The 14075-nt window shown below is 50.3% G+C and carries 11 protein-coding genes and 1 pseudogene; 5 read left to right on the top strand and 7 right to left on the bottom strand.

Annotated features, from left to right (window positions below; translation table 11 throughout):
• The first annotated feature begins 64 nt into the window (after positions 1 to 64).
• Entirely contained in the window at positions 65 to 1705 is a 1641-nt protein-coding gene (gene pckA, locus CDA56_RS08665; RefSeq protein ID WP_102803472.1) for a phosphoenolpyruvate carboxykinase (ATP), read from the top strand.
• Positions 1706 to 1938: 233 nt separating this feature from the next.
• Positions 1939 to 2433: a hypothetical protein gene (locus CDA56_RS08660; RefSeq protein WP_014229779.1), complete on the top strand. Its 495-nt coding sequence runs from the start codon at positions 1939 to 1941 to the stop codon at positions 2431 to 2433.
• A 78-nt stretch (positions 2434 to 2511) separates the two neighbouring features.
• Here CDA56_RS08660 and CDA56_RS08655 read toward each other — a convergent pair whose 3' ends face one another.
• Positions 2512 to 3039: a lipocalin family protein gene (locus CDA56_RS08655; protein WP_102803471.1), complete on the bottom strand. Its 528-nt coding sequence runs from the start codon at positions 3037 to 3039 to the stop codon at positions 2512 to 2514.
• A 238-nt stretch (positions 3040 to 3277) separates the two neighbouring features.
• On the opposite strand from CDA56_RS08655, the gene uraH reads away from it, so the two are divergent.
• Positions 3278 to 3688, top strand: a complete 411-nt coding sequence (uraH, locus tag CDA56_RS08650) for a hydroxyisourate hydrolase (RefSeq protein ID WP_102803470.1) — start codon at positions 3278 to 3280, stop codon at positions 3686 to 3688.
• A 253-nt stretch (positions 3689 to 3941) separates the two neighbouring features.
• Here uraH and CDA56_RS08645 read toward each other — a convergent pair whose 3' ends face one another.
• Genes CDA56_RS08645 through CDA56_RS08635 form a run of 3 tightly spaced genes read right to left on the bottom strand, consistent with a single transcriptional unit; the run spans position 3942 to position 7740 of the window.
• Positions 3942 to 5018: a porin gene (locus tag CDA56_RS08645; RefSeq protein ID WP_048262544.1), complete on the bottom strand. Its 1077-nt coding sequence runs from the start codon at positions 5016 to 5018 to the stop codon at positions 3942 to 3944.
• Between the two features lie 55 nt (positions 5019 to 5073).
• Complete coding sequence (locus CDA56_RS08640) at positions 5074 to 6468, bottom strand: M20 family metallopeptidase (RefSeq protein WP_064375336.1); 1395 nt, start codon at positions 6466 to 6468, stop codon at positions 5074 to 5076.
• A 12-nt stretch (positions 6469 to 6480) separates the two neighbouring features.
• Positions 6481 to 7740: an MFS transporter gene (locus CDA56_RS08635; protein ID WP_103814088.1), complete on the bottom strand. Its 1260-nt coding sequence runs from the start codon at positions 7738 to 7740 to the stop codon at positions 6481 to 6483.
• Between the two features lie 105 nt (positions 7741 to 7845).
• Between CDA56_RS08635 and CDA56_RS08630 the strand changes: the two genes are divergently transcribed.
• Entirely contained in the window at positions 7846 to 9897 is a 2052-nt protein-coding gene (locus CDA56_RS08630; protein WP_157835623.1) for a helix-turn-helix domain-containing protein, read from the top strand.
• A gap of 81 nt (positions 9898 to 9978) precedes the next feature.
• Here CDA56_RS08630 and CDA56_RS08625 read toward each other — a convergent pair whose 3' ends face one another.
• On the bottom strand, positions 9979 to 11424 hold the full coding sequence (locus tag CDA56_RS08625; protein WP_102803469.1) for an MFS transporter: 1446 nt from the start codon (positions 11422 to 11424) through the stop codon (positions 9979 to 9981).
• A gap of 182 nt (positions 11425 to 11606) precedes the next feature.
• Between CDA56_RS08625 and CDA56_RS30875 the strand changes: the two genes are divergently transcribed.
• Positions 11607 to 11759: a hypothetical protein gene (locus tag CDA56_RS30875; RefSeq protein WP_157835624.1), complete on the top strand. Its 153-nt coding sequence runs from the start codon at positions 11607 to 11609 to the stop codon at positions 11757 to 11759.
• Positions 11760 to 11820: 61 nt separating this feature from the next.
• Here the strand turns inward: CDA56_RS30875 and CDA56_RS08620 are convergent, their stop codons facing one another.
• Positions 11821 to 12252 (bottom strand): PTS mannitol transporter subunit IIA, encoded by a 432-nt coding sequence (locus CDA56_RS08620; protein WP_025108434.1) that lies wholly within the window; start codon positions 12250 to 12252, stop codon positions 11821 to 11823.
• Positions 12227 to 13688, bottom strand: a pseudogene (locus tag CDA56_RS08615) (sugar porter family MFS transporter). Before CDA56_RS08615 ends, CDA56_RS08620 begins: the two are co-directional and overlap by 26 nt.
• Positions 13689 to 14075 lie beyond the last annotated feature (387 nt).

Genomic DNA, 14075 nt, shown 5'->3' with positions numbered 1-14075 from the left:
CTTAGCTGACAGGTTGAAATACCCTAATAGCATCTTATCCAGCCAATAGTTTGTCAGGAGTGCCATGTCACGTATTGAATCAGTAAAAGACGCTCTTCTTTCGCTCGGTATTCAGGAGAGCAGCGAGCTGTTTTATAACCCCGATTACGACTTGCTGATTGCGCATGAAACCAGCCCGGAATTAACCGGCGCGGCGCGCGGCGTCATGACCGAGTCCGGGGCCGTTGCCGTGGATACCGGGATCTTTACCGGGCGCTCGCCGCGCGACAAATATATTGTCAGGGACGATCTGACGCGTGACACCGTCTGGTGGGCCGACTCCGGCCTTGGCCGCAACGACAATAAGCCGCTATCCACCGAGATATGGGCAGATCTGAAGGCGCTGGTCGCCGGACAGCTGAGCGGCAAGAAATTATATGTCGTTGATGCGTGGTGCGGCGCCAGCCCGGCAACGCGCCTGGGCGTCCGCTTCGTCACCGAAGTGGCCTGGCAGGCGCACTTTGTCAAAAACATGTTTATTGCGCCGAGCGCAGAGGAGCTGGCTGAATTTACGCCGGACTTCGTCGTCCTCAACGGCGCGGGCTGCACCAACGATAAATGGCAGGAGCAGGGGCTCAACTCCGAGAACTTTGTCGCGTTTAACCTGAGCGAAAAAATTCAGCTGATCGGCGGCACCTGGTACGGCGGCGAGATGAAAAAAGGCCTCTTCTCGGTGATGAACTACCTGCTCCCGCAGCAGGGCATCGCCTCGATGCACTGCTCGGCGAACCGCGGTGAAGCGGGGGACGTGGCCCTGTTCTTCGGTCTTTCCGGCACCGGTAAGACCACGCTTTCCACCGATCCGCTGCGTCAGCTGATCGGTGATGACGAACACGGCTGGGATGATGACGGCGTGTTCAACTTCGAAGGCGGCTGCTATGCCAAGACGATTAATCTTGACCCGCAGGCCGAGCCGGAAATCTATCGCGCGATTCGTCGTAACGCGCTGCTGGAAAACGTGGTGGTCAGAGCCGATGGCAGCGTGGATTACGCCGATGGCAGCAAGACCGAAAATACCCGCGTCTCTTATCCACTATCGCATATTGAAAACATCGTGAAACCGGTGTCGCGCGAGGGCCATCCGTCGAAGGTGATTTTCCTTGCCGCCGATGCCTTTGGCGTCCTGCCGCCGGTATCCCGTCTGACGACCGAGCAGATGCAGTATCACTTCCTGTCTGGCTTTACCTCGAAGCTGGCCGGTACCGAACGCGGTATCACTCAGCCCACGCCAACGTTCTCCGCCTGCTACGGCGCGGCGTTCCTGCTACTGCACCCGACGCAGTACGCCAGCGTTCTGGCGGCCAAAATGGCGGAGGCCGGCGCCGAGGCCTGGCTGGTTAACACCGGCTGGAACGGCGAAGGCAAGCGCCTTTCGCTCCGCGACACGCGCAATATCATCAGCGCGATTTTAAACGGGACCACCGGCGAGCTGCGCGAAGAAACGGTACCGGTATTCGGTCTCGCTATCCCGCAAAGCGTGCCTGGCGTGGACAGCGCGCTGCTTGACCCGCGTAGCGGCTGGCCTTCTGCCGACAAATGGCAGGAGAAGGCCGAGAGTCTGGCGCAACTGTTTATGGATAACTTTAAGCAATATACCGATACCGATGCCGGCGCCCGGCTGGCGTTAGCCGGCCCAACGCTGACAAAATCAGCCGTCACCGCCTAAACTCTTTTTTCAGTGACCAACCCGGGCAGCCGCCCGGGTTTTTTACGTCAGCCCTCGCCGGGGGAGTGGCGCAGGAACTTGACTCTGCCTGGTTAGCGATTATAAATAAAGGGATGCAGGGCTAAGTATTGGGGCTAAATAATTTCATGACATCATTGTTATGAGAATTATCCTGGCAACCCTGCGGCGATGACTCCCCCGATACGCTGATATTAATAAATAAAGGAATGACTATGAAACTCTGGAGTAAAACGCTGATCGCTTCTGCCGTTTGCTTAATTCTCGCCGGCTGTGATGATTCATCAAAAGTTGATGCAAATCTGGATAAAGCAAAAGATAACGCGCAGCAAATTAAAGAGGCGGCGTCCGATAAAGCCGAAGCAATTAAGGATGAAGCGGATAAACACATTGATGCGATAAAAAAACAGGCGGCGGACGAGGCGAACAATCTCAGCAGCCAGGCCTCCAGCATCAAGGCGGAAGCGGATAAAAAAGCGGAAGCTATTGCTCAGCAAGCCCAGGCCCAGGCTGATGCCGTTAAGCAGGATGCCCGGCAGAAAAGCGACCAAATCGTGCAGGAAGCGGGAAAAATTAAAGACAGCGCGATTGTTGATGCCAATAACCTGGCCAACGATGCGGCGAATAAAACCAAAGAGATTAAAGAGAGTATCGCTCCCGCTAAAACCGCAGAAGAGGCGGCCGACTCCAGCCAGCCGTCATCGCACTAATTATTTATCCTCTTCCGGCCTTATCGCCACACTATCTTCAGCTCGTTGGTTCGCTGAAGATAGTGTGGATTCAGCTTGTTACCCGTGGTTCACCCAGACTAATTTTTCTACCGGGAAGCCGAGTTCCCGCGCGATGCGCAGATACTCCTGCTTAATGGATTCCGGGATGGTCGGCGTGCGCGACAGGATCCACAGATAGCCGCGATCGGGACCGCTGACCAGCGCATACTGATACTGGCTATCCAGGGCGATCACGTTGTAGCCGCCGTAAAACGGGCCAAAGAAGGAGACTTTTAGCGCGGCGGTGGTCGGCGCCGCGGTAAAATACGCTTTACCTTCGCTCTCGCTCCATTTCTGTTTCCGCGGATCGTAACCGCGGTTAACCACGCTGATGCCGCCATCGCTGCGCTGACCATACGTTGCGGTAACCCGCTCAAGGCCGCGTTCAAAACGATTTTCGAGCCGGGCAACCTCATACCATTTCCCCAGATAGCGGCTTGCGTCAAAGTTATTTATCGGCTGGACCCCCTTGGGAGGAGTGGGGGATTTACAGGCGACAAGCGTCAGGGCGATAGCCACACCCGTCAGAACTGGCCATATCTTCATGTGAATTCCTTTTGTGAACGCGGAGGAAAATAAGTATAGCGCAAGCGAGCGGGCCTTTATTCACGCCCCAGGGATGCCCCTTATATTCAGATAATTCTATCACTTCGAATGGGCTGTTGCCCTGCTCGCTATTTTCCTCGTCCTGCTTCCGTTAAGGCGATTATCACAAAAAGTTGAATATATTTTCGCGGCCCGGGTGCTAACGTTTGAACGTTATTATTCACAACGGGAAAACATCGTGAAAAAATTATCCAGTCTGATTCTGTTATCTGCTATGTCTGTCGCTCCAGCCGCATTTAGCGCCCCCGTCGGGACGCTCAGCGTACATATTCTCAATCAGCAGACGGGTCTGCCTTCATCGGGCGTGACGGTCACCCTTGAAAAACAGCAGGCGAATAAATGGACAGCGCTGGCCACCGGCGTCACCGACAACGATGGTCGTATTAAATCGCTCTATCCAGCTGAAGGGGATATGCAGCCGGGGATTTATAAAGTGACCTTCAAAACCGGCGATGACTTCAGCAAACAGAAACTGGCCTCGTTTTTCCCGGAGATCTCGGTTCTCTTCACCGTCACGCGCACCAATGAAAAGCTGCATATTCCACTGCTGCTCAGCCAGTATGGTTACTCCACCTACAAAGGCAGCTAATCGCTACGTCCATCCTGAATAAGCAAAAAGCCTGCGCGCAAGCAGGCTTTTTTCGGGCGACTATCGGGAGATAGCCGTGCTTAGTGATTCTGCTGGAGGATCCTTAAAAAATCCTCTTCTCTGGATTATTATCTGGAAGCGTGCTATCAACCGCATCCCCTGTCGGGGATTATGGCGCAGAAGACCTTGCACATTAAAAACCAGAAACAGGTCTGGGCTCGTTGACCGGACCTGCTTGCGTGGCGGCTGGATATTAAAACTGCCAGGTCATGCCAACGCCAAAAGTGTCGTCGGTCGAAATACTGAAAGGCGTATTTTTATCCAGCTGATTTATTTTGTAATCGACATAGGTAAAGAAATTCTTGTTCAGGAACCAGGACAGGTTAATATCGAGATATTTCATTAAATAGATATCACCGCTATTCTCGATATCTTTTCCTCGCGACTGGAACCAACCAATGCCGGGAATAATGCCGTTATCAAAAACATAGCGGGTATAAACTTCGAAGTTTTCACTTTTATTCGCATAGCCATAATTTTTGATAGGTGTAATATTATATCCTTGAGAATATTTTACCGCCGCATAAAGACTGCCAGAATCGTATTTAAAACCGGTAGCCCACATTTCCGCGTGCTTACCACCACCGTAGGCCAAAGCCTCCTGTTCCGCCGTGCGTCGTGAGTTGCCGTAAGCGGCCAGCAGAGAGCCGCCCCAGTCGAAATCGTAGCTAACCGATGCGCCTGCGCCATCACCGTTAGAACCATAGACTGAACGGCTGCTATTGTTACTCCCGGATCCGTTCTTTCCCTGATATTGCAGAGCGAATTTAAGGTTATCGTTCAGGCCGAAGAAGTTGGTGTTGCGCCAGGTTAACAGCCCGTTGGCTCTGCCCGTAAGAAAGCCATCGGTATAGCTATCGGTCATGATGTCAAAGATTGGCGCATAGTCGGTTATGCTGGCGACGTCATAGAGCACGCCGGAATTTCTTCCATAGTCGATGGAACCCAGGTCAGCGTATTTTAACCCGGCATAAGCATAGCGGGTTTTGGTACCGTCTGAACCGTCAGATTCCGCGCGATTTCCCTGAATATTATATTCCCATTGACCAAAGCCGGTGAGCTCGTCATTAATTTTAGTCATGCCCTTAATACCTAATCTGAAATAGGTATTATCGCCATCAATGGTTGTATCATCGCTAAAATAGTGGCGAGCACGAATGCTACCATATAGATCTAATTTATTGCCATCCTTATTATATATTTCTGCCGCAGGGGCTGCTGCGGACGTAAGAATAACCACCGCAAGCAGTGTGTTTTTATACATTTTCATTTTTAGCGCCTCATCATTTTAGAATAAAGGCGGTATGGAACCGCCTTTGCATTAGTTATCTGTTTAGTGAGCGTGGCCTTGCGTCTTGAGGAATTAGCGAGCGGTACTCTTCGTGGTCTCTTTGCTCAAGGTGTTCTTCCTTCGCTTGTGAAATGATCGCTGGGGTGGTGAGAACGCGAATTGCCGAGGCGGCCATCACACGACCAGCCAGCAGCAGCCCCTTGTGGGCGTAGGAGGTTTTTCCCTGGGTAACCATCTGCCATGAGTGCGGTGGTGTGCCCCAGGCGCAGGTGGTGATATAGACCTGGCCGACAGGCAGCAGCCAGCTCACGTCACCAACGTCCGTTGAGCCATTGAGGAAATCAGGTTCCTGGCGAAACGGCGTGATGTCTTCGGATAGCGTGCGGCCCCTTTTGGCGACTTTGCGCTTTTCTTCCTCAGAAAAGGTCTCTTGTATCGCCTGGGCGAAGGCTTTTTCTTCAGGGCTAAAGGTGACCGGGCCAGTTTTGAGCAACTCTTCGTTCATTACGCTGGCGAGGGTGACGTTAGGGATAAGATCGGCCGAGGCCGCATCAAATTCAATGGTGACTTCCGTTCCGGTCATCAGCGCCGCGCCGCGAGCGACATCGTCAACGCGCTGAGTGATTTCTCGAACTTCCTGCATTTTGGGTGAGCGTACTTTGTACAGAACATGGGCCTCAGACTGCACCACGTTTGGCGCGTTGCCACCCGCGTTGGTGATGGCGTAGTGGAGCCGCGCTTCAGGAATAATATGTTCACGCAGGAAATTGGCCCCAACGTTCATCAGCTCAACGCCGTCAAGCGCGCTGCGCCCCATGTGCGGACTGAATGCTGCGTGGGTGCTTTTGCCTTTAAACAGATATTTCACCTGGTTAGTCGCAAGCATTCTGGCGTTGTAGGCCAGATTCTCGTCCCACGGGTGCCAGGTGAACGCGATGTCAACACCGTCAAACAGCCCGGCACGCGCCATATAGGCCTTGCCACCGCCGCCTTCTTCAGCCGGGCAGCCAAAGTATTTCACCGTTCCCGCCAGGCCGAGTTCTTGCATACAGGCTTTGGTCGCTAGCGCAGCTGCCAGCGCACCTGCGCCAAGAAGGTTATGCCCGCAGCCGTGGCCGTTTCCCGCAGCGACGACGGGAGAAAAAATATCGCAATTGGCCTGCTGGCTTAATGAGGGCAGGGCGTCATATTCGCCGAGAAAAGCAATGACCGGTTCGCCGCTGCCGTAGGTGGCGACAAACGCCGTATCGATGCCGCCAGCCTTTCGTGTGACCTGAAAGCCATTGTCTTCAAGCGCTTGCGCCATCAGTTCAGCAGACTGCGCTTCTTCATAGCGCACTTCGGCAAATTCCCAGATCTTGTCGCTAACGGCGGTAATACGTTCACGTTGTTGTTCAATCGTACGTTCAATAATCGATAAGTAGTTCATCGTTTCTCTCTTTTATTGGGATACATTAGATGTCGCTTCGGCCTGAGCCGCGCCAGTAGAATGAGTAATGGACAGTGCGATCAGGCAGGTGATGACCGCGCAGGCAATGATCGACAGGAAAGCGGTGGCGTAGTTTTGTTGGGTCAGCTTCAGTAAGTATCCGATCATAAGCGGCGATAAGAAGGAACCTATCTGCGCAATTGAGTTAATAAACCCCGTTGCGGTACCTACTGAGGCCTTTGGAAATTGTTTGATGATGGTAACGAACACGCTGATGCTGATGGCGTTAAGGAATATGTTAGATAGCGAAAGCCAGGCAAAGGCAATCGGCACGGAAGAGGCGTTAAACATCAGCCAGATGAACAGCGCTGAGACAGAAGAGCCAATCGCAATCAGGTATTTTTCGCGACCCTGAAAATACCTGTCGAGCAGCCACCCACAAAACAAAAATGAGGCAAAGCCCAGGGCCGGCGGCAGCATTGACCATGCGCCCATGGATACCATGCTCATCCCTTTGACTTTCACCCAATAGGATGGCAGCCAGGACTGCAAACCCCAGAATACAATATTGGTAAAGAAGTAGCAGGCGGCGATTTGCCATGTTAATGGGCGGCGAATAATATTCAACAAACGCTGCTTTTCGGGGATGCTACCGTGCGCTGCGGATGGCTGTGGCATCGTAACGCCAGAGGTGTCCGGGGCGCTGGAGCGCAGGACGCACCACAGGCAGAAAGCCAGAATCAGTCCAGCGATACCCAAAACAAAGAACATGATTCGCCAGTTGTACCAGGTAATCAGCGTAGATACGACCACCGAGCCAACGGCGAACCCGACCGATGCGCCAGATTGCAGAAATGATTTAGCGCGCGCCATTTTGCTTCTTTCAAACCTTTGGGCGATGACAACGGAGCTTCCTGCAGGGAAAACCGCTTCCCCCATTCCGACAAAAAAACGCGTAACTGCCAGCGTGAAAACGCTGCTTGCCATTCCGCCCATAGCGGTGGCAACGGACCACAGGGCAACCGCACCGGTTAAGATGGTTTTACTGCCCATCCGGTCAACAAGGTAGCCGCCAATAAGCTGGGTGAGCGAATAGGCAAGGAAAAAACCGCTGATGACCATACCGGTTTGTTCACTTCCCAGTCCAAAATCAGCAGAAATTGGAATGATCGCAATATTAATAGCGGCTTTATCGATAAACCCTACGACCCAACACAGAAACAATATCAGGATTATCAAATTGTTTTTATTCTTGAATGTAGCACTGAGCATAAAGTTCCCTCATAAGACATGAGATGATGTGATTTTGTCCTTGCTACCCTTACAGAAGTGATGATAAATATCTATGTGTAACCATACACTCAAGAGATGATTTTTATGTACAATCCTACATTTGATAATAATTCTGACTCATTACGTAAATCCTTGAGTGTTGTGTCTGTACGGTATTTTCCACAGTCGAATGTGCATATTGAACATTCCGATTTACGTTACGACTCGCTAATGGCGGGAGATACGTCCGGTTTTGAAGATAAAAATGAATCGTACATATTAATTCGTGAAAGGGATGGTGATTGCATGGTGATTAATATTATTTGCCTGCATATTGAATCATTGCGTATTGCCATCCGGACGGAACACGCGCTACTAAGTGAAGAAAATGTCAGAGTATTTCTCAGTGAAGTGAAAATACTACTTTTAACTGAAGTAATTAATTATCAAAATACGATGTTCACGAAGATTAGCGACAATACCTGGCATCTCGCCTCCGGGCTTTCGCATGAGGTTGTTACGCAGCATGTTATTGACGGCGCGCTGAAGACTATTGCATATAGCGATGCGGCAATCTTTCGTATTTATGATGATAAAAGCGACCGGCTGGTTCCGGTTGCAATGACAGGATTTAAAAATAATTATTATGATTATATTGTAGGTCTGCATGAATCGATATCCGGTAAAGTGTTTAAATCAATGCAGACGGCGGTCTTAAACTCACGGGAAGAAATTAACCACAGCTTTACGGCAAGCTCTTCCTTGCGTGATGAAATACTTAAAGATAACCCGCTGGCAACTTCGCTTATTTGCGTCCCGGTATACGATCAGTCGGCATGCTATGGCACATTGACTATGCTTTCATTTAGCCGACAGTTTGTATTTAACTCTTTAGCAAAATCGCTACTCGAAACCTATTCATCGCAGGTGGCGCTGGCCTGGCGCAATGCCCGTCTCTATGATGAACGCACGGAAAGTCTGCGAGTCGTTGAAGACCTACGCAATCAGCTGCAGGCGCAAAACACGTTGCTGAACGCGAGCGTGGATTTTTATAATTTGATGGTCTCATTGTCTATTAAATACAATAGACTAGGTGATTTTATCGCGGCGATCGCTTCACATCTCTCTTTGGATCTTAACTATCTGGATGTACTGGGAAACCAGAGTTTAAGTGAATCGCTTAGTGCATTGACGTGGAGTCACTTGCGCGCCTCTGCTGGCGAAAAAAATGTGTCGACAATCATTGTGGGCGGTAGAGACTATTGTCTGCTTCCTCTTGAAAATGAGGGGCGCTTGCTCGCCTTTTTTATCATGCGAAACCCGGACTTAAATGAACATGTATCATCGATTATCTCCAGACTAAAAGAGTTTGTGATAATGGAGATCGTCAAGCAGGCGGGTTCTGTTGCGCTGGAGAATAAAAAGAATCTGGATCTTATCGCTGAGATTATGGTGATTGGATTGACGGCAGAAAGTGAAATATCATTTGCCCGCAGGGGCATCGTTCTGCATAAATCAGTACTGTGCATTAAGCTAACAGCACCACAAGTGACCAGCGATGAAATACACTATTTGTCGACAATCAACGTTCTCACCAGAGACTTCGCATTGAAAAACGTTTTTCATTATTTTGACGCTGACGTGATAACGTTAATCATATTTGATATGAATGAGCAAAAGCTTTTCGCTCTTGAGGAAAAAGTAATCGCGCGCTATCAGCAGGACAAGCTTTATAAAGTGGGGGTGAGTTCAGTTCTGCGACGCCAGGAGGTTATCACCAGCATTAAACAAGCTAATACTGCGCTTGATGTTCTTAAAACCAGAAATAAAAGTGGCGTAATGAGTTTTCGTCATTCAGGTATTGATCGCTTGTTTATAAAACATACCCCTGAGGAACTAAAAGACTTTATCCTGGATCTGTTTTCACCTGTGCTGGAAGAGAATAACAAACCTGGTATATTGTTGGTGACGATTATCTGTTTTTTAAAAAACAGGCAGTCCGCAGTGAATACTGCAGAGGAGATGGGCATTCACGTCAATACGCTGTATCAACGGATTAAGAAGTTCGAAACGCTAACCGGTTTAAGCCTCAATAATGCAGACGAATTTATTATGATTGCCCTGACGTGCCATATGAGTCGGTTTTATCTTAGTTAAATGGTAGCCGGTAACTGATTGTCATGCATCCTGTCGTTGAGCGAGCACGCAATGAAAAGCAATCGGCTGACCGGCGTTAAGCTATTTTTTCTGTGAGACGTTGATACCCGCATTCGGCGCAAGCCGCGTCATATCATACACTCCGAGCGCAGTGATAATCGCGATGACGACAAATCCCAGGCGAAACCCCATTCCAGGAACAGTGGCGTAACCAAGATCCTCACTGAGGATGCTGCCCATGCGAATACTTAGCGCTCCCATTGTCACTCCCAGTCCGCTGGCGAGCTGAAGTGAAGTACTGAACAGGGTATTGGCTGAGCTCATCTCCTGTGACGGAACTTCAGCGAAGGCCAGTGAACTGATACCGGTGAACTGCATGGAACGGCTTAATCCGCCGAGGAACAACAGCACCAGCGTTATCAGATGCGGCGAGTCAGGCGTTAGCAGTGCGCAGAGTAACAGCGTCAATACGCAGGCGACACCGTTACCGATAAGCAGCTTACGGAAGCCAAAATAGCGAATTAGCGGCGTTGTAGCGGGTTTCATCGCCAGGTTGCCTGCAAAAACGGCCAGTACCATCGAGCCGGCTTCAAACGCGTTCATTCCGAAACCAACCTGAAACATCAGAGGCAGCATAAAGGGGGCTGAGCTAATCGTCGCACGAAGGATAAATCCTCCGCGCATGCTGATGCGAAATGAGGGGACTGAGAGCGATGACAGGCCAATCAGCGGCGTTTTACTGGTCAAAAGATGATGAATACTCCAGACCAGGGTAGCGAAGCCAACAGTAATGGTTACTGCTGCCCCGATCAGGCTAACGTTTTGTTGGCTGAGCATTTCCAGCCCTGCAACCAGGCACAGCATCGTTACGCCAGTGGCGACAAATCCTGTAAAATCAAACGGTCTGCGTTCGCTAGCCGATTGGTTTGGCATCATCTGCAATGATAGTACAATGGCGATCAGCCCCAGGGGGACGTTGAGAAAGAAGATCCAGTGCCAGCTGGCGTAGGTGGTAATAAATCCACCAAGCGGCGGCCCAATGATGGGGGCCACCAGCGCGGGCCAGGTTAGCGTGGCAATGGCCTTAATAAGCCGATCTTTCGGGGTGGTGCGCAGAACGACCAGACGTCCTACAGGAACCATCATCGCGCCGCCAATCCCCTGAAGGATACGCATCAGAACGAACTCAGTCACATTATGGGTCAGACCGCATAGCAGGGATGAAAGCGTAAAAATGCACAGTGCCAGAGTAAAGACGTTTCGTGCGCCAAAACGCTCCGCAACCCAGCCGTTGGCCGGGATCAGCACAGCCAGAGTTAATAGATAGGCGCTGATACCAATATTAAGGTCTATCGCTGTGACGCCAAACGCCTTTGCCATATCCGGCAGAGCAGTAGCAATCACCGTTCCATCAAGAAACTCCATAAAAAATGCGCTGGCAACCAGCAGCGCTAGCCCCGAAATCCTCCCTGAGCCAGAGCGTTCCTGCCGGGGCGTTTCGTCCCGCGATGAATCTGTTAAAGCCATATACCGTCCTCAGCGATTCGCTACGACGTGGTAAAGGTGTGACAAGATGGGAAGTTGTTATACCAAATAAGTAAATTTGCTGAGAACTCATTTTTAAACCCTGTTATATAAATCTTGATATTGGGCAATGAATGTACGCGTTTTATAGATACCAATCCGTTACCATCACCAAGGTAAATTATATGAATATTGATATCGGTTCAGCGCGGAAGATGATTTTGGGTGGGATGGCCCTGATAAGCGTATTTGGTTTGGTCAACGTCAGTAAAAAAGCCTGCTCGCGAGCAGGCTTTTTACAGGGATTACATGGATATACTAAGCGTTTTGACCGATGATGAATCATTGGGGTTGGCTACGACACTCAATTTCTGTTCGTATCAAATATATCCTCCACCCTCAGTTTTGTTGCAGGATCCGCAGGAAATCCTGCTTGCTGGAGATTAATGATAGCGCCTTGGCGATAATTTCATCACTAAAAATAGAAGCAACTTCTCTCAGTACATCAATATGCTCACTTTCTTTGGCAATCACGCCAATGGCAATGAACATGACATTACTTCTGTCCCAGATAACGCCATCGGGGAACTGATAAATTTCAACCCCGGTTTTAGCAATGATATTGGTTGCTGATTTAGGCAGGTGCGGCAGCGTAATGCCATTGCCTAAAAAGGTGGAGACCTGGCGCTCTCTTTCAGCAAGAAAAGTAACGCAATCTTCACTGACATAGCCTTTAGATTTAAATTCAGCGCCAATCATGGCCAGGACTTCTGCTTTATTTTTCGCCCGGCACGACAGATGGAGATTATCCTGCGTAATAGTATCGATCATAATCCGTTTTCCTTGGTGGCCGTATTGAATCCCGCTGCAGATTTATTTGCTGAAAGCTCCTCTTCCAGCTGTTCCAGCGATTTATTGGACGTTTCAGGCAGCGCCGCGATGACAAAAACAATCGCCAGGTAGTTAATCGCGGCAAAAATCAGGAATACCGGACCTAACCCGAGCTTGGCCTGCAATAATGGGAACAGATAGCTGACGATGGCGTTCATCACCCACATGAAAAATACCGATATGCCCATCGACAGTCCGCGGAACTTGAGCGGGAACAGCTCAGCCAGCACCACCCAGGTGATAAAGCCCATCGTTCCCTGCATAACGCCAACGAACATCGCGCCGAGCAGCCAGATGGCCGTGGCTTTGATGTCGCCGACCAGCGTGTAGTCTACGCCGGCAATGATAAGGTGCAGGGTAGCCATGATCGCGAAACCATAAATAATGATGGTTTTACGTTTAAAACGATCGACGAGGTACAGCACGCCAAATAGCATGCCGCCGACGGAGAACACGCCATTGAGTACGTTGCAGATGAGGGAGGTTCTTTCTGAGAATCCGGCGCTGCTGAGGATTTCAGTACCATAGTACATAATGACGTTGACCCCGGTGGTCTGCTGCAGCGCCGCCCAAATGACGCCCACCAGCAGGAGTTTGAAAATCCATGGCGTCTGGAGAATGGTGACAAAGGCGTTCTGCGAATGGAGCTTTTTGTCCGCTTCGGCCTTAATTAAGGTGGTGATATCGTTGAATTCTTTGGTTGCGCGTTCCAGAGGGCGGATTTGCTTTAATATTTCCAGCGCTTCTTCATGACGGTTTTTACTGATCAGCCAGCGCGGGCTTTCCGGCGATCGCAGCATACCGATAAACAGGCAGATGGCGGGAATGGTCTGCACCATCAGCATATAGCGCCAGACGTCGGGGAGATGGCCCCAGAGGATGCCAATAATGGCGTTGATGGCAAATGCGGCGAGCTGCCCGATAACAATGGCGACTTCGTTTAAGCCGGTCAGTTTACCGCGCATTTCGGTTGGCGCCACTTCGGAAATAAAGGTGGGGGCGGTCACCGAGGCGCCACCCACGGCATAGCCGAGGATGAAACGTGAAATAAGCAGTACGGTGATATCCGGCGCCAGAGCGGACATTAATGCGCCGATGAAAAAGATAAAGGATAAAAAGAGCAGGTACTTTCTTCTGCCAAAGAAGTCCGCGAATTTTCCCCCGAATACGCTGCCTAACGCGGCGCCGATCAGCAATACGCTCATGACCAGACCTTCTGTAGTCGGGGTCAGGGCCATATATTGTTTCAGAGAGGAAAATGCGCCATTAATAACGCCGGTGTCATAACCGAATAGCAGGCCGCCAAATGTCGCAACCAGGGTTATCTGGTGTAATCGTTTTCTCTGCTGTAGGTTCAGATTCATAATAAGAGACATTTTTATACCTTTTGTTTTGATTAACGGCACGAGATAAAAACGTGTCATCCCATCCTCGTCACGGCATGCCTTTGCGCCTGGCGAAGCACGGCCGGGATGAAATGTTTTTTTGTTCTTAGTGCAACTATTTAGCGCGATTGCTATGCGCTAAATAAAACCGATCAAAGAGGTTTCTTTTTGATTAATGATGAATCATTGGTAGATGCGGGGCTGGGGCCTCCGGGGTGGTTGACGTTCAGAAAGTCCCCGGCAGCGTGAGGGTGGAAAAGGGGCGGGCCAATATAAACGGTTCGGATAAGTCCTGATCTCACTTCCTTCATTGCATCCTCCGGGGGGTTAGGATTTCTGCTGCGCCATCAAGGCGGGCAGAGTGCGTTTAGTGAGAGG

The organism is Klebsiella michiganensis (genome assembly GCF_002925905.1).
Taxonomy (GTDB): domain Bacteria; phylum Pseudomonadota; class Gammaproteobacteria; order Enterobacterales; family Enterobacteriaceae; genus Klebsiella; species Klebsiella michiganensis.
Note: the sequence above shows the minus strand (reverse complement) of the source record. Positions and strands in the feature narration are given on the sequence as shown.